Annotated in this window: 16 protein-coding genes and 1 pseudogene; 5 read left to right on the forward strand and 12 right to left on the reverse strand. The window is 69.5% G+C overall.

What is annotated here, in order from left to right; translation table 11 throughout:
- Window positions 1-470: 470 nt before the first annotated feature.
- The 5 genes and pseudogenes from ACIPK4_RS37880 to ACIPK4_RS37900 form a co-directional block, all read right to left on the reverse strand.
- Complete coding sequence (locus ACIPK4_RS37880; protein ID WP_402321912.1) at window positions 471-1,223, reverse strand: ZIP family metal transporter; 753 nt, start codon at window positions 1,221-1,223, stop codon at window positions 471-473.
- 319 nt (window positions 1,224-1,542) lie between these two features.
- The gene (locus tag ACIPK4_RS37885) at window positions 1,543-2,292 is read right to left on the reverse strand and encodes an alpha-ketoglutarate-dependent dioxygenase AlkB (protein ID WP_402321915.1); all 750 of its coding nucleotides are present in this window, start codon (window positions 2,290-2,292) and stop codon (window positions 1,543-1,545) included.
- 4 nt (window positions 2,293-2,296) lie between these two features.
- Window positions 2,297-3,526, reverse strand: coding sequence for a hypothetical protein (locus ACIPK4_RS37890; RefSeq protein ID WP_402321918.1), 1,230 nt, complete (start codon window positions 3,524-3,526; stop codon window positions 2,297-2,299).
- A 1,335-nt stretch (window positions 3,527-4,861) separates the two neighbouring features.
- Window positions 4,862-4,960: pseudogene (locus ACIPK4_RS37895) on the reverse strand (IS5/IS1182 family transposase); the annotation flags it as partial.
- 240 nt (window positions 4,961-5,200) lie between these two features.
- On the reverse strand, window positions 5,201-6,601 hold the full coding sequence (locus tag ACIPK4_RS37900; RefSeq protein WP_402321920.1) for a hypothetical protein: 1,401 nt from the start codon (window positions 6,599-6,601) through the stop codon (window positions 5,201-5,203).
- Window positions 6,602-7,148: 547 nt separating this feature from the next.
- Between ACIPK4_RS37900 and ACIPK4_RS37905 the strand changes: the two genes are divergently transcribed.
- The 3 genes from ACIPK4_RS37905 (at window position 7,149) to ACIPK4_RS37915 (ending at window position 9,566) form a co-directional block, all read left to right on the forward strand.
- Window positions 7,149-7,793 carry a glyoxalase gene (locus tag ACIPK4_RS37905; protein WP_402321923.1) on the forward strand — a complete coding sequence of 215 codons (645 nt, stop codon included), beginning with the start codon at window positions 7,149-7,151 and terminating at the stop codon, window positions 7,791-7,793.
- 98 nt (window positions 7,794-7,891) lie between these two features.
- Complete coding sequence (locus ACIPK4_RS37910) at window positions 7,892-8,356, forward strand: iron chaperone (protein WP_402321926.1); 465 nt, start codon at window positions 7,892-7,894, stop codon at window positions 8,354-8,356.
- 319 nt (window positions 8,357-8,675) lie between these two features.
- Window positions 8,676-9,566, forward strand: coding sequence for a GNAT family N-acetyltransferase (locus tag ACIPK4_RS37915; protein ID WP_402321929.1), 891 nt, complete (start codon window positions 8,676-8,678; stop codon window positions 9,564-9,566).
- 481 nt (window positions 9,567-10,047) lie between these two features.
- On the opposite strand, the gene ACIPK4_RS37920 is transcribed toward ACIPK4_RS37915, so the two are convergent.
- The 6 genes from ACIPK4_RS37920 to ACIPK4_RS37945 all read right to left on the reverse strand — a co-directional run bounded on the left by ACIPK4_RS37920 (window position 10,048) and on the right by ACIPK4_RS37945 (window position 15,227).
- On the reverse strand, window positions 10,048-10,515 hold the full coding sequence (locus tag ACIPK4_RS37920) for a lamin tail domain-containing protein (protein WP_402321932.1): 468 nt from the start codon (window positions 10,513-10,515) through the stop codon (window positions 10,048-10,050).
- A 740-nt stretch (window positions 10,516-11,255) separates the two neighbouring features.
- The gene (locus ACIPK4_RS37925; RefSeq protein WP_054222128.1) at window positions 11,256-11,987 is read right to left on the reverse strand and encodes a metallophosphoesterase; all 732 of its coding nucleotides are present in this window, start codon (window positions 11,985-11,987) and stop codon (window positions 11,256-11,258) included.
- The gene (locus ACIPK4_RS37930) at window positions 11,984-12,238 is read right to left on the reverse strand and encodes a BON domain-containing protein (RefSeq protein ID WP_402321936.1); all 255 of its coding nucleotides are present in this window, start codon (window positions 12,236-12,238) and stop codon (window positions 11,984-11,986) included. The genes ACIPK4_RS37925 and ACIPK4_RS37930 overlap by 4 nt, the downstream gene beginning before the upstream one ends.
- Window positions 12,235-12,873 (reverse strand): hypothetical protein, encoded by a 639-nt coding sequence (locus ACIPK4_RS37935; protein WP_402321939.1) that lies wholly within the window; start codon window positions 12,871-12,873, stop codon window positions 12,235-12,237. The genes ACIPK4_RS37930 and ACIPK4_RS37935 overlap by 4 nt, the downstream gene beginning before the upstream one ends.
- Window positions 12,874-13,268: 395 nt before the next feature.
- Window positions 13,269-14,822, reverse strand: coding sequence for a hypothetical protein (locus ACIPK4_RS37940; RefSeq protein WP_402321942.1), 1,554 nt, complete (start codon window positions 14,820-14,822; stop codon window positions 13,269-13,271).
- 225 nt (window positions 14,823-15,047) lie between these two features.
- Window positions 15,048-15,227 carry a hypothetical protein gene (locus ACIPK4_RS37945; protein WP_402321944.1) on the reverse strand — a complete coding sequence of 60 codons (180 nt, stop codon included), beginning with the start codon at window positions 15,225-15,227 and terminating at the stop codon, window positions 15,048-15,050.
- Between the two features lie 1,024 nt (window positions 15,228-16,251).
- Between ACIPK4_RS37945 and ACIPK4_RS37950 the strand changes: the two genes are divergently transcribed.
- A complete protein-coding gene (locus tag ACIPK4_RS37950; RefSeq protein ID WP_402321947.1) occupies window positions 16,252-16,896 on the forward strand; it encodes a dihydrofolate reductase family protein in 645 nt (214 codons plus the stop codon).
- Between the two features lie 298 nt (window positions 16,897-17,194).
- On the opposite strand, the gene ACIPK4_RS37955 is transcribed toward ACIPK4_RS37950, so the two are convergent.
- Window positions 17,195-17,710: a winged helix-turn-helix transcriptional regulator gene (locus ACIPK4_RS37955; protein WP_376199304.1), complete on the reverse strand. Its 516-nt coding sequence runs from the start codon at window positions 17,708-17,710 to the stop codon at window positions 17,195-17,197.
- 101 nt (window positions 17,711-17,811) lie between these two features.
- On the opposite strand from ACIPK4_RS37955, the gene ACIPK4_RS37960 reads away from it, so the two are divergent.
- A complete protein-coding gene (locus ACIPK4_RS37960; RefSeq protein ID WP_402321951.1) occupies window positions 17,812-19,209 on the forward strand; it encodes an MFS transporter in 1,398 nt (465 codons plus the stop codon).
- Window positions 19,210-19,526 lie beyond the last annotated feature (317 nt).

Genomic DNA, 19,526 nt, shown 5'->3' on the forward strand with positions numbered 1-19,526 from the left:
CCGCTACGAGCGCAAGGCTGAACACTTCCTCGCCTTCGTCGGCATAGCCGCAGCCCTCATCTGCCACCGCCGCCTCACCAAATGAAACGACGTCTAAGGGGTCCCGCGTGACACCCAGGAGCTGTGGTGCCGGATCAGGCCCCGACGGGAGACAGGCAGCCGCAGGAGGCAGTGGACGCGGGAAGGCGCCGCCGACGTGGGCGATGTTGGGCCGCCACCCTCGGACCCCGTACACCGACCCTCCGCGGCGACCGCTTCCGGCGTCCGCGAGCCGGCGGGTGTGCACACCGCCGTCCGGGGTCATGGGCGCCGTCTACAGCCGAGCCGCGGCCAGGATGAGCGCATCGAACGGTACTGCCCCTCGGGGACGTGGACGGCGGCGGTGGCAGCGGCTCCGCCTCGGCACCAGTCGGTTTCCGGCCACAAAGCGGCACTGCCTTCGGGGTCCCCGCGAGGGCCCCTTTCTCTGCTCAGGCGCCGTGGGACAGGACGAAGGCCGCCAGGAATCCCAGGACCGTGGTGAGCCCGGCGAGGAGGTGCGCCTCCTCGAAGGCCTCCGGGATCATGGTGTCCGCGACCATCGCGAGGATCGCTCCGGCGGCCACCGCGGTGATGACTGCCATCCACGTACCGGAGGCTCCGCCCAGGAAGGCGTAACCGGCCAGCGCGGCGAGCCCGGACACCACCGCGATGACCGACCACAGGGTGAAGACGTACGCGTGGCTGCGGCCCGCACGCTTCATCCCGGCTGCGCTGGCCATCCCTTCCGGGACGTTGCTGATGAAGACGGCGGCGACGGTGGCCACGCCGACGCTCCCCCCGCCCAGCAGGCTGGTGCCGATGACCACCGACTCCGGGATGCCGTCGAGCAGTGCGCCGAGCGCGATGGCGTTGCCGGAGCCGGGCTGCTCCTGTTCCGAGGGCTGGCGAGCGCCCGAGCGCTTGCGGTGCCTGGCTCCGCGGCGGGACAGCAGCACGTTCGCCAGGGAGTACACGGTAGCCCCGGCCACCGCCCCGGTGGCGGTCGGCAGCATGCCGCCCTGCTCGTAGGCCTCCTCCACCAGCTCGAACGACACGGCCGAGATCAGCACGCCGCTGCCGAAGGCCATGACCAGCGCGATCCACCGGGTGGAGACCGGGAACAACGACCCGACCGCCGCGCCCACCAACAAGGCTGCTCCCGCGAACAGCCCCCATCCTCCGGCCATCAGCACTCCGGCCATGCCCCGCCCCTGCCTCTTCGTCGGTCGTTACTCCCGACCCTGCCCCGGGAACGGGCCTTGATCCGTTCCCCCTGCGAAGCCGAGGACTCCCGACGACAGTGTGTGGAGCGGCCGCCGACGGACGGCATGCTGCTCACCGGGCAGCGCCCGGCCGGCAGCGGACTGGTTGGAGCCCGCTCAGCGAACGGGACATGACACTGCTGTCCTTCACCGATCCGCTGTGACGGGAGTTCGCCTGATGAGCTACGTGTCCGAGCGTCCGTTCCCCGCGTCGACGAACTGCCGAGCAGGTGCCGAGGAGGTGCTCGGACCTTCGCGGTCAGACGGGGGGCATCAGGTCGCTCTCGCTGATCGTGTACGTCAGGAGCGGGTAGACGAAGTCCGTTTCCCTGTTCTCACGGCGTCGTAGTCGGAAGAACTCACGCCTCTGCTCGTCATCGGCTTGCGTGAGGCGCTCACCCTGCGGGAGGCATGCGTGTCCGTCGCGAAACCGCACGACGGTCTTTGACGTTCGAAACGTTACGCCCAACCATTGGTTGTCCGCCGGTCGGCGGGACGCGTCCAATACGATTTTGTGCCTGAGTCGCCGGTTCGCGTCGATGGAGAACGCGACGATGCTGTTGTGGGCGAGGGGGATCTCGAACTTCTCACCACCGGACTCTTTCGATTCGAAGACGAGCTTCCTGGGCGGGCCCACTTCAGGGTGTTGGTAACAGGAGAAGACCGCGATGGACGACTCGTCGGCCAGGTCGAGGGCTTGGTCGGAATGGCTGCCCATGCTGGTGTAAGCGTTCGTGTAGCTCTCGATGAGAGCATTGTTGAAGCCGATCGGGAGCGCGGCGCGTTCTTGAATCCGTTGCGCCAGCCGTTCGTGCACCGTCCGGAAACGCTGCGCCGGGGTGCTGTATTGAGTGGTAGTCCGTACGAGAGGCACGCCACCCGCCTCGTCGACCCTGGCAAGCGTGGCGCCTCGCCGGCCCTTCCCCAGGTCTTCCCACTGGACCGACGCGGACAGCTCCCCGAAGAGGTTCTCATCGGTCGGCACATCGCACGAAAGGATCTCGTCCACGATCCTAGACTCGCGGGGCAATGTAGTCTCCCGTATTCATGCTGAAGAGAAACTTGTGGCCGTAATCGATGAAGGAGGAGGTCTTGTTCTCCTCGGCGTAGAGCCTGCGCAGGTCGCTCATGCCGGCCTCTGTGGGCGCCTCCAGGTTCACGAGGCCTCCGGCCGATTTGAGGAACGTGCGGCCGTTCCTGTGAACGGCTTCGGCGCTCGAACACCGCACCACGTATCCCATGCGGGTCGGGAGCAACTCCGCGTCCAACGATGACGGCCGGATTTCGTGCGTATAGAAGCGGTTGGTGGACAGCGGCATGAAGAAGACGGAGCCGGGGTAGAGATTGACGGTGAACTGCGGCGGGAGCGGGGCCCCGGCGCGGTCTTCGGTCGGCTCCTTGAGGCGAAAGTGGAGTTTGGTCAGACCGCTGACTCCCTTCACACCATGGTCGAAGGAGTCCTCGGCGAGGGGCTGCAGCTTGTCGAGCCCGTCATAGAAGGTACAGAAGGCCATGACGCCGTTGACGGGCATGTCCTTGGTCTTGTCGGCGTGGGACGAGATCCTGGCCTTGGACTGTTTGCGCTCGGCCGTGGCAAGGGTGTTGTGGTAGATCTGGGCGAGGACGTGATTGAGCGGTGCCTGGTTCCGGAAGACGGTGGCGGCCTCGCGGTTCAGCGCCTCGACGATGCGCGTGTCGGTCGGGCGGAAGTTCTCGGTCGGCCCTGAGAGATTCGTGGAGCACCGGAGCAGGCGGAAATGCAGCCCGTCACCGTCTCGCCTGACAGGTGTCAGATAGATTCCGCTGCGATGGGCCGTTCCGGGCTTGGTGGACTCCGTCAGGGACTGGAACGCGTGCTCCGAACGGATCCGGTCGAAGTGATCGTCACCGAGCCCGAAGAAGCGGCGGTAGTACACGCCGACGCCGTGTACGCGGACGGGAACTCGGCCGAGGTCGACGGGAGTCCAAGGCAGGCCGCCGTCCACTTGACAGCCGTGCGACAGCTCCCGGACAACGAACACCCGGGCAGCGGCGTGCAGGTGGCGGCTGCTGATGCCGGTTATGTCGCCACACAGGTAGACGGTCTTCTGCTCGACGTCGGGCGAGCCGGAAGCGAGCTCCTCCGGCGTGATGACGGACCCGAAGAAGTCTCTGATCAGATCATTGTCTTGCAGCGTCGAAGGCGCGACCAGGATGTTGTTCGCATCCTCGATGCGGGCTTCGGCCGACTCGGCTGTGGACATCAAACAGTACCCGTCATTCGCGAAATCGTGGCGAGTTGCTCAAAATCGTGGACATGGCATGAAATGACATGACAATGGCCCGCGCTCTTCCCTCTGCGCGCTGCGCCGGCGCAAACGAAAGAAGACGGACCGTTGAGGCTTGATGCTCTCACGTTGCTCGCCCGCGGACAACGGGGTTCTGCCGTACGGGCGGTGGGCGCGCGGCGGTAGGCGATCGTCAACGCGCTCGCTCCGGGCCGACGTGAAGTGCCGGTGCCTTCGCGGTCTTGCCGAACCCTCGCAGGGTGCGTGCCGGGACAGCACAGGCCCGTGTCCCTCCTGGCCCGGCCCGGAAGACACCCCCGTTGTCGACGCCCCGATCCGGGGTCACCTCCACCACCCGGTCCGGGCGGGGTCGTCGTCCCCGGACGGCGACGATGATGCTGTCGGGTGATGTGAGGGGGCTGGCACCCGATTGGGGTGCCAGCCTTTACTGTCCGGAACGAGAGCTCGGAATTCCACGCGCAAAAGTCCTGGTGGGGAAGTCAAGTGCGCAGGAGGCAGACCTTGATACGGATTCATCTCGGGTCCGAGGGCTTGGGCCGGGTCCGAGTCTGTTCCCTCCCGGACTTCGACGCCGAACTGACAGCAGCCGGGAGGGATTACGCCCGCAGGGGGCGGCCTGAGGACCTGCTGATGCAGCTCTACGCACGCAGCGTCTCACCGGATCTCGCCGAGGTGTCAGCCGCCACTGCCTCTTCCACTTGTTCGCGTGTCGCAGTCCCACGCCCTTCACCAAGGCCCTCGCCGAGGGCGAGGAGCGGTCCTGCAGCGTCCTGGCGAACGCCATCGACCACCTGCGCAGCACCGCCGTCGAGCCACAGAGCTCGGGCATCCGGGCTGCGGTCGCAGCCACGGCCGTCGGCCTGTCCCACCGGTACGTCACCGGCGGAGCATCGGCGATGCTCCAGCAACTCGGACACGGCATCCGACTCCGGCGGGTGTTCTGGAACTGCCGACGTCCTTCGACGCGGACCTCGAACTCGACCAGCGCTTGCTTCGGGTCCAGGCAGTCGCACTCAGCCCACGGGTCACCCTGGCTGAGCCGGCCGGCGTCCGGTGGAGTGACCGGGCGCGAACTGGCATCACTGCTCGGAGTGTCGAACGCGGCCGCAAGCCGGCACGCCGCGGTGCTTCGGCGTGCCGGCCTGATCCGAACCCTGCGCGGGGGGCAGGCAGTCGAACACGTCGGAACCCCCTTGGGCTATCACCTGGCCCAACCAGAAACACCGACGGCGCCGTAACCGCAACCCACGAAGGCGAGCCCAACCGATCGGTTCAGCATGCTCGACGACCCAGCGTGCGGTGTTTGTCGAAGTCGTAGCCGCGGTCGGCGAAGAGCCGGCGGGACCGGTGACGAGACCGTCCGCGAAGCCCGCGGATGCGGGGTATCGCCACTCCCGCTCCAATTCTCGTGCGCGACCTCCCGGCCGGTGTCTGGCGAGGAACCTGAAGACGAGGTGGAGGTGTCTGCAGCGGGCGGCCAGGACACGGTCCGTTCGGTGTCGCCGCGACCGCAGCCCGCAGCCCGCGAGGATTCGTGGTCCCTGCGGGCGTGAGTGGACGGCCCGGCCCTCGTCGGGGTTGCCGGGGCCGCCCACGGGGCGGCGGCCCCGGCTGGGGTGAGGCGCGACCCTAGGGCCGGGCGAGGACGTCGGTCACCCGGTGTGCGTAGATCACCCGGCCGCATGGGGAGCCGGCGTCCGTGCACGTCGGGTCCGTGGGGTCCATGCGGTGTTCGGTCAGCGACCACAGGTACTGCGTACCGCCGCCCGGGACACTCTGCCCGTGTTCGAAGGACAGGTCCTCGGGACCGACCGCGTTGGTGATGTTGGCGCCGTAGTCCACCAGACGGCCGCCCGAGACGGTCGCCCGGCGCAGGCTGCCGCTGTGCGTGGTCCAGCTGCGGTTGAAGTAGTACATGCCGCCGTAACGTGCCGCGCCCTGGGTCAGGTCGCGGGGCAGGTAGAACGCCCCCGTCGCACTGACCACGCCGTTGGTCGACTTCAGGAGGCCGGTGGCGTCGTCGATCGGCAGTGCGCCGACCCGGCCCTTCTCGGGGTGCGTGTCGTCGGAGTCACAGTACTCACCCATGATCATAGCCGGGGCGGCGGTGTCGCTGCGGTCGACGGAGATGTAGGAGGCCTTCGGCGCTCCCGTCGCCACGCAGGTGCCTGCGGAGGAATTGCCCTGGGCGCTGACGAACTTGTACGAGGCCACCTGGGGCATCACGTACCGGTACGTGTAGCTGTAGTAGACGTTGTTCTGCCGGCCGATCTGGGTTTCGTCCCGGACGTTGCTCTTCAGGCCGTCCAGTGTGGTGTCGTCCACCGATGCGTTCTGGTCCGGGTTCAGGTCCAGGATGGAACGCATGTCGAAGACCCGAAGGCCGTTCATGGTGTCTGCGACGTAGAGGTAGTACTTGTACCAGGCGATGCCGCCCGCGTGGACGTCGATCGCCTTGTAGGAGACGTGGTTGTAGCTGTTGTAGTACGGCTCCACCAGCAGGACGTGACGGTACCGCCGGCCGTCGGGGTCGCCCGGTATCGCGGTCTTCGGGTCGAGGAACGACAGCCGCACGCCCTTACTGCCGACCTTGTCGTACCAGGCGGTGACCAGTGGCTTCCGGGAGCCCCACAGCTCGTCGGTCTGGGCGTCCGAGACGCCGGTGACGCCCTGGGGTATCCATTCCTCGGTGGTGGAGTCACCGGAGTCCCAGCAGAGCTTTTTGGCCGGCGCCAGCACCTTGCCGTCGTCGCCGGTGCCGAACGGGTCCGTGGTGCAGGATGCGTCCGTCTTCGCTACCCGGTTGCCCTGGTCCAGCAAGTTCTGAACGCCCTCCGTGGGCAGAGCCGCTTTCAGATCGGCCACCTGGCCGCTCAGGTCGGGGCCGGACTTGAGGTTGAAGAAGGACGCGGTCGCCGGGTCGCCGGGGGCCGCATGAGCGGGGGAACCGAGGACCGGGACCGAGAGGACCACCGCGAGGGCGGCGGCGATCCAACTGGCATACCGGCCAGCGGGTTTACGGGGTGGCATCGCTGATTGTCCGACCTTCGCTCGGGGGGAGAAAGCGAAGATCATACGTAGGCCCGCCGGATGCCCGTGAGCCGGGGTCGGGTGAGTCGCTGGAGCCCGCTGGGCCGGCAGGGCCGGCAGCGCGTCGAAGGGCCGGCGTGCCAAGTACCGAGTGACCGGCGCGACAGTCGGTGCCTTCGTTCACCGAGCAACTGGGCGGCTACCGGATCGTGGCCGGCTACGACGACCCGAGGGCGACGTCTACGGCCCGGTACCGGCGGCCCGCGCCCTTACCCCCTGCTGACCCGACACTGCGAGGAAGGCGCCCAGGCCCCGGTCCAGATCGCCGACTCCGACGACTCGGATGTCCCCGGACCCTCGCATCCCCGGGCGACCCGCCCGGACACCACAGGGCGCGCATCCGGCCGACGGCCAGCGGGGGCTCGGTGCGCTCATTGCCGGCCGTCCGCCACGAGGGCGTGTCCACGCCGCCGACGCACGGGGCGAAGCAGGTCGCGAGACCGGTCAGGAATCGAGAAGCCCGGGCCGCGGTGCAGCCCCTAACGTGATGTTCATGGCAACCACCGCTTCCACCGCAGCCCCCACGTCCCTCGCCTCCGTCACCCTTGAGGTCGCCGACTCCGAGGCCGCCCACCGCTTCTACACCGCCTTCGGCGTGGACACGTACGTACGCCTGCGGGTGTCCGAGGCCGACTCCGCCGGATTCCGCGGCTTCACCCTCGGCCTCACGGTGTCCAACCCGGCCACCGTCGACGGCTTCTTCGCCTCCGCCGTGGACGCCGGCGCCACGGTCCTGAAGCCCACCGCGAAGTCGCTGTGGGGCTACAGCGGCGTGGTCCGGGCCCCGGACGGGACGATCTGGAAGATCGCGACCTCCGCGAAGAAGGACACCGGCCCCGACACCCGAGAGGTCGACGACCTGGTCCTGCTGCTCGGCGTCGAGGCCGTGAAGGCCACCAGGCAGTTCTACGTCGAGCGCGGTCTGACCGTGGCCAAGAGCTTCGGCGGCAAGTACACCGAGTTCGCCCCCGGCACCTCCAGCCCCGTCAAGCTCGCCCTGTACAAGCGCAGCGCCCTGGCCAAGGACCTCGGCGTCCCCGTGGACGGCGACGGCTCGCACCGCATCGTCCTCGGCAGCACCGCCGGCACGTTCACCGACCCGGACGGGTTCGTCTGGGAGCCTGCCGCGTAGCCCGCCTCCCACCCCGCGCCTCGCCCCTTCCCGGCCGCGCGCTCCCGCACCTCCCCAACTGTTCCGTCTGTCCCACCTTGTTCGAGAGGAAAACCGCCATGTCGTCCACGAACTCGCCCACCGAGAAGTACAGCGGATTCACCGCCGAGGAGCGGGCCGCTATGAAGGAGCACGCACAGGAGCAGAAGAGCACGGCGGCCCGGCGCGGCGCGTCGAAGGCGGAGAAGGAGGCGGCAGCGGAACAGGACGTGCTCGCGAAGATCGCCGAGATGCCGGACGCCGACCGGGTCCTCGCCGAGCGGATCCACGAGCTCATCAAGGCTGCCGCTCCCGGCCTCGCGCCCAAGCTGTGGTACGGGATGCCCGCGTACGCCCGGGACGGCAAGGTCGTCTGCCACTTCCAGAGCGCGGAGAAGTTCAAGTCGCGGTACGCGACGCTCGGCTTCAGCGATCAGGCGGCACTCGACGACGGTGCGATGTGGCCGACCGCCTTCGCCCTCAAGGAGCTGACCGCGGCCGACGAACAGCTCGTCAGCGCGCTCGTGAAGAAGGCGGTGGGCTGAGGCCGATGACCGGCGGCGGGAGCAGCAGCGAAAGCGAAAGCGACCAAGCGTGACGGAACGTTCATGCGCCCGTTGCTCCCCCGGACTCTGAGAAACGGCGCTCCGCATCGTCCCGCGACCCCCTCCTCCGAGGGACGGGGAAATCCATGGACGCACCAGTGGAAGATCACGTACCGTGTGGCACCACGCCCTGAGACGGACGGAAGGAGGCGAGCCCGTGCAGTTCACACCTATCCAGCGCTCCCTCTTCCGCTGCCCCGGCGTGGCTCGTCAGTTCTGACCGGGAGCGCTCCAAGCAGCCTGTATCCCGGAGGAATCCATGACCGGTCCGGTCATCCGTACGCTCTCGGCGAGCGACGCTCATCTCTTCGACGCACTCCCCGACCCACTGGGCGCCCGTGAAGGGCATCGGCGAACCCGGTTCCGACCCGAATGGAAGCGCGTCGCCCTGCGCGACGGCCGGGTCGTCGCACGCGGAGCTTGGTGGGGCGGTCCCGACGACTCGGAGCCCGTCAACATCAACTGGTTCGACGTGGCCGAAGGCGAGGAGGAAGCCGGGACCGAACTCCTGCGCTCCGCTCCCTGGAAAGTCGAACTCGAGATCAACCTGCCCGCTGGCTGGCGGGAACAGAGCGACCTGCGCGCCGGTGCCGAGTCCCGCTTCGCCGCCGCACGGGCCGCGGGGTACGAACTCCTCGTGGAACGCCTCCTGTACCGCTGGACCCCGGAGCGAGGACTGCCCGAGCGGCCCGGACGCCTGCGCTTCGGCGCAGAACCCGACGACGCCGTGTTCTTCGACGCGCTGCGCCGCATCCACTCCGCCACCCTGGATGCCCACGCGCTCAGGGCCATCGGTGAGGGCGGGCTCGACCAGGCCGCCCAGGAGGAACTCGACTTCTTCCACTGGTGCCCCTCCCCCCGGGAGTGGTGGCAGACCGCACGCACACCGGACGGCGACCTGGCCGGCATCCACATCCCGGCCCACAACCCCTCGGGCCCCACCATCGGCTTCATCGGGGTCGTCCCGGAACAGCGCGGTCGCGGCTACGCCTACGACCTCCTCGCGGAGTGCACCCATTTCCTCGCCGAGCAGGGCGCGGAGTTCATCAGCGCAGCCACGGACCAGGCCAACTTCCCCATGGCCGCGAACTTCGCCAAGGCGGGCTTCCCCGTCGTCCGCGAGCGCATCAACTTCCGCCCGGCGGGCTGAGCAGTCTGGCCGAGGAGTAGCACCCGGTGAGCGGCGGTCCGGTCGGACGACTGCCCGGACCGCTTGCCGACCAGGACCCGACGGCTGGTCCCCTTGCCCACCCGGCCGTTTCGTTGGCCCTCCGCTCATCACGGCCCGTCGGGCAGGTCCCGCCGGGGCGAGTAAGGGACACGTTTGAGCTGTCCCTGCCGCGCCGCACGACGCGCGGACCACGGCAGCGGTCAGGGTGACGGAGCCCGTACGCGACTTCGACGGTGCCGACGTCGAAGTGACCCCGGATCGACCCCGGGAGCCCTGGTCGTGGACCGCCCAAGTCACCGTCGACTACACCGTCCCCGTCACGGGCACCGTCACTTCGGAGCGGAACCCGCCTCGCCGAGTGCCTGAGGCTGAACGACGCGCAAACCCGCCCCGCGTGTGGACATCAGGTGGGTGTCGACGGCCGCCCGCCGTCCAGGCGGCCGTCGACACCTGACACCGGTCAGTGGTGGCGACGGCCCCAGGACTCGGTGTCGATCGTGCGGCCGCGATCATCGCGCAGCGTGGCGGTGTCGGCCCGGTTGTCCCAGACGTAGTCGCGGCGGTTCTGGAACAGGTCGGTGCGGGTGTTGCGTCCGGTGCCGGTGTGGATGCGGATGGTGGCGCGGCTGTTGATGCGGACGTTGTCGAAGCGGTAGCGGTTGCCGTCGTCGTCGCGCAGGGTCCAGCCGCGGAGGTTGATCGGGTTGCGGGTGGTGTTGGTGATCTCCACCCACTCCCCGTTCAGAGACCGGTTCGAGCGGTCCTCGCGCCCGGGGCTGACGGCCTGGACGCGGCTGATCTCCACCCGCGGACGCTGCTGGTGGCCGCGGTCCTGGGCAGCCGCCGGCAACGCCGCGGCACCGACCACCGCTCCGGCGGCCAAGACGGCGGCGCCGATGCGACGGACGGAGGAAGAAGCAGATGACATGGGTGATGCTCCCTCAAGAACAGTGTCCTGCCGACCGAACGAGCGGTGGCGGCGGGTGCGGAGTCGCGGCCCGGAGCGAGCCGAGGACCACACTCTCGCCCCGGCCCCCGCCTCTGCGCAGCACCCGCCGAGGTCGGTTACCAGCCACGGACATTTCCGTCACGCTCGCCTGCTCACCCCAAGCACATCTTCCGGGCGTGACCCTGACATTCACCGACCCTGCGCCCACCCGTACCGCATGCGGCATCCGGGGGCCTGGCGCTCCGGCGCACCACCGGGCGCAGTCTTCCCCGACCTCACCCACCCGGAGCAATTGATCTGGTAACAACCGTTCTGCGGAATTCTTCGCGCTCGCGCCCGTCATTCGTCCAGACCTTCGTGTCCTACCGGAGTGGCATGCCCTGCTGGGACCGCCCCTGCTCGACCCCTTCGTCCTGACTTACTCCGCACGGGCCAGGCCATGGACCCGCGCTTCATCGATCCGTTCAGGAGTTCGGTCGGATCCTCCGCGGGCGGTTCGGCGGGGACTGGGCCTGGTCCCGGTGAGCCAGCCAGTGCAGCCGTGCATTGCGCCTGCGACGACGATCCGGGCCGGGGGCATGCTGGTGAGAGCGGCGTACAGCGGTGAGACCGTGGGATCGCGGGTGACCGATCGCGTTGGAATCGTGCGATGTGCAGGCGTCAGCGCCGCAGGGGCGCCACGCCAGCGTTGACGCCACCGTTCGGGTCGGTTCTCAGACTCATGCGGCGCCTGATCCAAGGTGGTACACGGCGAAGGCCCTATCGATGACCGGCATCGCCACGTTGCGCACCCGAACCCCGCCGGCCGTCATCCCGTGCTCGGTGCCCATATGCGCATGGCCGTGGACAGCGAGGTCGGCACCCCCCTGGTCCATCGCCTCGGCCAGCAGGTAACTGCCGAGGAACGGATATATCTCCAGCGGCTCACCCGCCAGGGTGTCCGCCACGGGTGAGAAGTGCGTGAGCGCGATCAGGACGGTGCCTCCGGCTCCCCGGAGCTCACCGAGCGAACGCGCGAGGTTGTCCGCGCACCGCCGCGTGTAGCGCACGAAGGACTTCATCTCCGGCTCGCCGAATTCGCTGGCACAGCGTCCGGCGAAGCCGCCGCCGAACCCCTTGGTCCCCGCGACCCCGACCCGCGAACCGTCCACGTCCAGCAGTACGCCGTTCCCCTCCAGCACGTGCACCCCGGCCCGGGTCAGTTCCCCGGTGACGGCCGCCTCCTGGTCGCTCTGGTAGTCGTGGTTCCCGAGCACGGCGACCACGGGCACGGGCAGTCCCGCCACCTCCCCGGCGACCACCTGCGCCTCTCGCGGCGTGCCGTGCCTGGTGAGGTCGCCCGCCAACAGCAGGAGATCGGCGCAGCTCCCGAGGGTGTCGAAGGCGGGCCGCAGGGCGCCCTCGTCCCCCGGGGCGAGATGGATGTCCCCCACGGCCGCCACGCGGATCACGACAGCTCCTCAGGATGGTCCGGCGGTTGGTGACAGCTCACCTGAAGGTCCGCGTGCCACGGGACACCCGCGAGTTCCTCCTCGGCGATCCGCAGGACCGCCGCGCGACAATCCGTGCTGGTGACACTGCCCCAGACGTGTACGGCGGGCCCACGGGTCTCGACGCGTACGCCGAGCTCGGCGATGTCTTCGCGTGCCAGCCGGTCCCGCAGGTGCTGGATCAGGTATTCGATCTGCCCTCCCGCCGTCATGGCTCCTCCCGCCGCTCCCGCGGCTCGATGACACGGAGCCGTTCCAGGAGGTAGAGGAACGCGTCGGACAACGGCGCGTCCCGGTGGTCCAGGTACATCCGGTCCCAGTCGATCTGTTCCCGCAGCATGCGGGCCATCGGGAGCAGATCGCCGAAGTCGCAGTAGTGCTCACACAGCGCGGCAAGCCGGCTGTCCATCAGGTCGGTGGGCGCCAGGACCGGCATCCACACCGAGTCCACCGCCCTGCTTTCGGCCCGGTCGAGCAGTTCCGTACTCACCGGACGCCGGGCGAGCTCGAAGATCAAATCGAAGTCCTCCCCCTCGGAACACCCCTTGACCAGCCAGTCCTCGGGTGCCTGGCGCATGGTGACGCCGCCGGCCTCCAACGCCTGGACCACTTCGCCGGCGTCCTCGCGACGGACGCAGAAGTCGGTGTCGTGCTGGAAGCTGGCTGGCAGGCCGTGTGCGAACGCGGCTACGCTCCCCGCGAGCGCGAACCGCTTTCCGGAGGCCTTCAACAGAGCCGCGACGCGCTTCGTGGTCTCCAGGATGGCCTGCGTGTGGTCGTGGGGCAGGGGCACGCTGCGGCCGGGGGGCGTGGCGGGCCCGTCACATCCGTCCCTCTCGGCGATCACGGCCGGCACCTCCTCCGCCACGGAATCCACGGGTGCGCTACATACGGCCGCTACCCAGGGTGGGGCCGCTCATGCTTCTGTTTTGCGGCGGCCCGGCGTCGAGCGCATCGGCTCTCACGAAGCCGCTCTGAGCGCCGACACCGTAGGCAGCGCAGGCACTGCAGGCACTGCAGCAACCCTCATATGGCTTCGCACGTGATCGACCGGACAGGATCCCGGTGGCCTGGCGTGATGCCGTCAGGCCACCGCGCACGGGGCCGGGGCGCTGGAACCCGGGAATTGGGGTATCCGTGTGGGCGCGATTCGTGCCCCACGCGGGGCCGAGGCCGGCTTCTGTCGCACGTCCGGGCCCCGTGCCGCGCCGCCGGTGGCGGGCGGGCCGGCGTTCTCCCGGGTCAGGAGTCCTCGATACGGACGAGACCTCCGACCACGCCGACGTAGGCGGAGCCGTCACCGCCCAAGGTGATCGGTGCGTAGTGGTTGTTGAACAGGGGGCCGCAGCCGATCAGGCGGCTCCAGACCCGCTTGCCGGTACGGACGTCCAGCGCGGTGAGGTACCAGGCGTCCGGGGCCGCCGCGGTGCCCTTGCGGTCCGCGGTCCGCAGTTCGGCGGCAGTCGGGTGCGTGAACGTGTAGAGGAGGCCGTTGGCCAGGGAGACCTTGCTGACGACGCTGGGAATCCTCTCGCCGGTGTCGGACCAGACGAGGGAACAGGTGCGGGAGGTGTAGTCGACGTGCACACGGGCCACGCCGGCTTCCGTGTCCACCTGGCGCCCTCCCAGCACGCCCTTCAGCAGTGCATGGCCGCCGACGGCATAGCCGTAGTTGTTCTCGACGACGAGGTCGCCGCCCACGGCGATGAGGCTGTTCTCGGTGGCGCTCCGGCCCGGGGCGAACACGGGCTGTGTGCAGATTCCGTGGGGTCCGGCGGTCCCGCGGGTCATCACCAGCACGTTCATTCTCGGGTCGGCGTTGTCGGTGATGGCGATGTACCCGCCGTCCGGGCCGGATGCCGAGCCGATGAGGGTGGGGGTGGTACCGCTGCCCTGGCTCAGCTGGCCCGGCTTCCGTCGCGAGCCCCTGTCGTAGGGGGACCGCCACGTGGTGACGGGCCTGCCTTCGGTGTTCGCGTCGAAGCGGTAGAGGGCCCGGTCGCTGACGACGAAAACGCCTCCGGACTCGTCGACCGCGATGCTGTTGGCGATGCTCTCCCCCGTGAGTGTGTGGGAGCTGATGGCGCCGGTGGAGGGATCGAGTACGCCGACCACGCCGCTTTCGGACACGAACCACATCCTGCCCGCCCAGTCGGGCAGGACGGAGACGATTCCGCTGGCGCCGACCACCGGTTTGAGGTCGTGGCGAGCCTCGGTGACAAGTGTGTCGCCCCGGACGGCCACGATCTGGAGGGTGCCGTCCTTCGTCGGGATGACGGCCCGGTCACGCTGGTCGAGGTAGAAGTATCCGCCTCCGGAGACCTCCGTCGGGCTGCTGCCGGCCCTGCCGGGCAGGGTGAGGGAGGCAATCGACGCGAGGCTGTGCGGATCGAGCAGCATCAGCCGGGGAGCGTGTTCCGGGGTCATGCACACGGTCACGATCCGGCCTCGGGAGTCGAAGGTGACCGAGCCGCACAGCCCGCCCTGCAGTCTGCTGCGTACGGTGAGATCGCGACCGGTGGGGCCGGGTCCGGTGTACGTGTCGCTCTGATAGGCGTCCCCGTGCAGGTTGCTGGAGCCGTTGGGAGCCATGAAGGGGTTCTGCGGGACGGCGGGGACGGTCACCGGGCGTGGTGCGGCTGCGTGGCCGGTGAACTGCGTCAATGACGCCCCGCGGGGGTCTCCCGGTATGGCCACGGCGGGAACGGACACCGCTGCGGCGGGGGCCGCGGCCGCCAGAGGCGGGAGGAGGGCGGCTGCCGCCAGGACGGCCAGGACGCGGACGATCATGGGCATGTGGAGCCTTTCATCCGAGGACCGCGCGAGGACGGGCGGAGGGCTCTCGAGCGGCATTCACCTTTCCACTATTGCACCGCCAGTGCAATTAAATGATGACGCAGATCCTGCGGGGCTGTCGAGGGTGCGGAGCCCACGTCATCCTGCAGGCGCCCAGGACATCCCGCAGGCGCACCCACCAGCACAGGGAAGTCCGATCCCTGGCGAGGCAGGCGGCGGTCCTGGTCACGAGCTCTCGGCCACCGCGCAAGCCGGCGTGTCCTCGAACTGCGAGCACAGGGCGCCCATGACGTCACCGACCTGGCATCGGTCGAGGAGCGCCTGACCGGCCTCGATTGCCTGGACGCCCTGGTCAATAACGCGGGCGCGGGTCACCAGGGCACGCTGGAGCTGGAGAGCGGGCAAGAGGCCTACTGCGCAGCCAATTTTGCGGTCGAGGGGTTTACGGAGTCCCTCGCGCCGGCCACCTCCGCGGTGGGCGTGTCCGTCGGCGCGATCGAGCCCGGCGCGGCGACCAACCGGTCACCACGCAAACAACTTGTCGTCCTGGTAAGTAATTTGCCGACTTGTCATCATCTCCGTCGACTGTCCCTCGCGCGCCTTCCTTCGGCGTCAGCACCTGGACCGGACCAAGCTGGTCCCCGCGCATCCCACGCTCTTGATCTCGCCGGCATCGAAATTCAGGATGCCGATATCGATGCCGAACACCTCCCCACGGCCGACACGGGCTCGGCTTGATTACCAGGCACCCGATGGTTGGGATGCGGTGGCGAGATGTCAGGGAACGCCGCAGCGAGTGGCTCCGCCGAGGCAGGTGACGCTGTCGTTGGACGCCAAGCCCACGATCATCAGCGCCAGGACGATGAGAGCGAGGACGATCACAGGAACGTCGTCTGCAGCCCAACTATCGTGCGTGCGCGGGGCTTTCGGAGCACTGGGCTGTGGGCTGACATCGTCGCGGTCGGGCTCGGCGCCGGGCCCGTCGTCTCCTGCTGTCGCAGGACCGGGCGTGTCGGAGGCGGGACAGACACGATCTGGGGCCTGCGTCGCCCGAAGACCTGGCCCGTGCCGGACGGCGGACCGTACGACACGGGAGTCGGCGATGACCAGGAGTGGCTCCCAAACGGTCTCAGCTGCTTCTCTGGCGAGCCGAGTGCCCTCGGTGTACCCGACACATTTATCATCGCGGCGGAGTCCGCAGCCGCAACCCTCCGTCTCGGGGGGAGGGATTCAGACGCAGGACTTCTGGGACCGGCCCCGGACAGCGGACCGCGGACAGCCCTTCACGGCAGGGGCCCGCCCGACTGCGCAAACCTCAAGGTTCGGCTCACCCGGCAGCGGCGGCGTCTCAGACCGGTCACGGAATCAGCGATGAGTTTTCCCGGTCCGGCGAGTCTTACCACCGCTGTCGACAACACAGGAGGAACACGTGACCCAGCTGCTGAGAGTCCAGAACTTCAACGTCTCGAGCGACGGGATCGGCGCCGGAGAGGACCAGACACTCGAGAGGCCATTCGGTCACGTGGATCCCCAGCGGCTGTTCGCCTGGGCCGGCGCCACGGCGAGCTGGCCCATGCGCACCGCCCCCGGAGGAAGCCGGGGACTGGACGACTACTTCACGCGGGACTACGCCCGCAACATCGGCGCCGAGATCATGGGTCGCAACAAGTTCGGGCCCCAGCGCGGACCCTGGCAGGACTACGAGTGGCAGGGCTGGTGGGGTGACGAGCCCCCGTTCCGCACGCCGGTGTTCGTCATGACCCACTACGAGCGTCCTTCGTTCACGCTCTCCGACACCACGTTCCACTTCGTCGGCGGTGATCCCGCGGCGGTCCTTGAGCAGGCCCGGGAGGCGGCGCAGGGCAAGGACGTCCGACTCGGCGGCGGGGCCAGCACCATCCGGGAGTTTCTCGACGCCGACCTCGTCGACACTCTGCACGTCGTGGTCTCCCCGGTGAAGCTGGGGTCCGGAGTGCGACTCTGGGAGTCCCCTGATGAGCTGCTGGACCGGTTCCACCTTGAGGTCGTTCCCAGCCCGAGCGGGGTGGCTCACCACTTGTTCTGGCGAAAGTGACCGGACCGGGCCGTCGACCACGCCGTGGCGGACAGGAGTCGGTACTGTCTGCGGTTCTCCCGGTTGCCGCACTGCGGTCGCCGGGTGCCGGGTTGCGGGCCGAAGCCCTTCAGCGCCCCATCCCTGCCTGCCCCGTCACCGAACATCCGGCGGCCGCCGGGGCACGTCCACCGGGCTCGCTCGTCGGCGGCCGCCGGGGCCGACCGAGGGCGTCGTGGAGGAATGCGGGGGTCTCCGCCCGTGACGGCCACGGATGGGTCACCCCGCTGGAGCGAGCCCGTACTGATCGCCGCTGAGCTCAGGAGCCTTCGACCGGCCCCGCCCGATCCCATCCAGGCGCCCGCACGTCGATCGTGAGACTGCCCGACTCGACCTCCTCACCGCAGGTCCGGCACGTCGACTTCAGGTCGAGGTCGTGCTCGGTGCCGGGCCCGCCGCGATGCCGGAAGGCAACCGGCGGAGTGTCCACCGCCCAGCGATCGCCCCAGGCCAACAGCGCGTGCATCACCGGTGCGAGGTCGCGGCCCGCTTCCGTCAGGTGGTACTCGAAGCGCAATGGGCGCTCGCTGTAGGCGTGGCGCTCGACCACGCCCGCTTCCTCCAGTGCGCGCAGTCGGGCGGCGAGACGGTCGCGCGGGGCGCCGGTGTTGCGGACGATCCGGTCGAAGCGCTGGTTGCCGTAGAAGATCTCGCGGATCGCCAGGAGCGCCCAGCGCTCGCCGACGAGTTGCAGCGCGGCGGCGGCGGAGCACGGCCGTCCGGGTACGTCGGGGTGCGGAACCGAGTTCTCGCTCTGCTTCGCGTTCGAGGTCACGTCCCCATCCTCCCCCGAGTGCGTTGTGTTTTCAAACTCGCCCGGCTACTCTCCGGGCCATGACAGTTGGATTTTCAAACCCACTAAGGGCGTCCCGGGCCGTGCTCGCGACGGTCGCCGCCGCGGTCTTCATGTCGAACCTCGACCTCTTCATCGTCAACGTGGCCCTCCCCGGGATCGGCCGCTCGTTCGGCGGCAGCGACCTCGGCTCCCTCTCCTGGGTCCTCAACGGCTACGCGATCGTCTTCGCGGCGCTCCTCGTAGTCGCCGGCCGCGTCGCCGACCGCTCCGGCCACAAGCCGGTCTTCCTGACCGGTTTGGCGGTGTTCACCCTCGCCTCGGTCGGCTGCGCCGTCGCTCCCAGCATCGGGACGCTGGTCGCGGCACGGCTCGTGCAGGCCGCCGGCGCTGCGCTGGTGATGCCGACGTCGCTCGCGCTGCTGCTCGCCACGACGGCACCCGAAAAGCGCGCCGGGGCAGTGCGGGCCTGGGCGTCGATCGGCGGAATCGCCGCCGGACTCGGTCCGGTGGCCGGCGGGCTGCTGGTCGAGGCCGGATGGCGCTGGGTGTTCATCGTCAACGTGCCCGTGGGGATCGCGGCGTTCGCCCTCGGTGTCAAGGTGCTGCCGACCCCCGGACGCGCCGGGGCGGAGAAGAGTCCCCTGCCCGACCTGTTCGGCGCTGCGCTCCTCACCGCTTCGATCGCAACGCTCGCGCTCGGTCTCGTCAAGGCTCCCGACTGGGGTTGGACGAGTGCCGGCACCCTCGGCGGCCTGGCCGTCGCAGTGCTGCTCGGCGTCTGGTTCGTCCTGCGCTCGGCCCGCCACGCCGTGCCGATCGTCGAGCTGCCACTGCTCCGGGTTCCGGCGTTCGCCTCCGCGGCGACGGCCCTGGCGCTGTTCACCGTCGCGTTCGCCGGAATGCTGCTCGGCGCCGTGCTGTGGTGCCAGGGCGTGTGGGGCTACTCGGCTCTGCGCACCGGCCTGGCGATCGCGCCGGGGCCGTTGCTGGTGCCGCCGGTCGCGCTGCGGATCGGCCCCGCCGTCGCCAGATTCGGTGCGGGCCGCATCGCGCTGGCGGGAACCGTCCTGTTCGCAGCCGGCATCCTGTGGTGGGCCGCGGCGCTCGACACCGGCTCGGCCTACGCGGCCTCGCTCCTGCCCGGCATGTTGCTGACCGGCCTCGGCGTCGGTATGACGCTCCCGGTCCTGACCGGGGCGTCGGCGGCAGCCCTGCCACCGGCCCGCTTCGCCACCGGCTCGGCCATCACCTCGATGGGCCGCCAGATCGGCGCGGTCCTCGGCGTCGCGATTCTGGTCGGTGTCCTCGGCACCCCGGCTCCCGGACACGCTGTCACCGCGTTCCGGAACGGCTGGTACGCGGTCGCCCTGGCGTCCCTGCTCGCCGCGTGCGCGACGGTCCCGCTCGTCCGTAAGCCGCGACCGGCCGCCGCGAAGGCGGCCGACGCAGCGGAGGCCGCGGAGGTCGGCGCGGCCTGAGAAGCGAGTCCCGCCCGCCGCGGGCCGCGCCGACGCCGCCCCGGAGCCGGCCGACTGCCGGTGCGGGTGGCCGAGGACGGCATCTGGCCCGCAGCGGTCGTGGGCGCGCAATCCGATGCACACACGGACTCCGTCGCAGCGGGCCTGGTGTGGAGTTCCCCCGCCACCGGAGGGGCTCGCCGGGCATCGCCCGCAGCCTCACCCCCCTTCGTCGCCAACCCCCGCCCGTCGTCAACGCCATCGCCGACCCGTCGCCGGCGCAGAGCAGGGCTTCGGCCGGATGCCGAGGATGCGCAGGGGGGCTGTGTATCCGGCGG

Source organism: Streptomyces sp. NPDC086989 (genome assembly GCF_044745505.1).
Taxonomy (GTDB): domain Bacteria; phylum Actinomycetota; class Actinomycetes; order Streptomycetales; family Streptomycetaceae; genus Streptomyces.

Coding starts and splice junctions, on each gene's coding strand:
- ACIPK4_RS37905 (WP_402321923.1), top strand. CDS start 7,149: ATGTTCATGGCAACCACCGCTTCCACCGCAGCCCCCACGTCCCTCGCC.
- ACIPK4_RS37940 (WP_402321942.1), bottom strand. CDS start 14,822: ATGCCCATGATCGTCCGCGTCCTGGCCGTCCTGGCGGCAGCCGCCCTC.
- ACIPK4_RS37890 (WP_402321918.1), bottom strand. CDS start 3,526: ATGTCCACAGCCGAGTCGGCCGAAGCCCGCATCGAGGATGCGAACAAC.
- ACIPK4_RS37915 (WP_402321929.1), top strand. CDS start 8,676: ATGACCGGTCCGGTCATCCGTACGCTCTCGGCGAGCGACGCTCATCTC.
- ACIPK4_RS37920 (WP_402321932.1), bottom strand. CDS start 10,515: ATGTCATCTGCTTCTTCCTCCGTCCGTCGCATCGGCGCCGCCGTCTTG.
- ACIPK4_RS37880 (WP_402321912.1), bottom strand. CDS start 1,223: ATGGCCGGAGTGCTGATGGCCGGAGGATGGGGGCTGTTCGCGGGAGCA.
- ACIPK4_RS37930 (WP_402321936.1), bottom strand. CDS start 12,238: ATGACGGCGGGAGGGCAGATCGAATACCTGATCCAGCACCTGCGGGAC.
- ACIPK4_RS37910 (WP_402321926.1), top strand. CDS start 7,892: ATGTCGTCCACGAACTCGCCCACCGAGAAGTACAGCGGATTCACCGCC.
- ACIPK4_RS37900 (WP_402321920.1), bottom strand. CDS start 6,601: ATGCCACCCCGTAAACCCGCTGGCCGGTATGCCAGTTGGATCGCCGCC.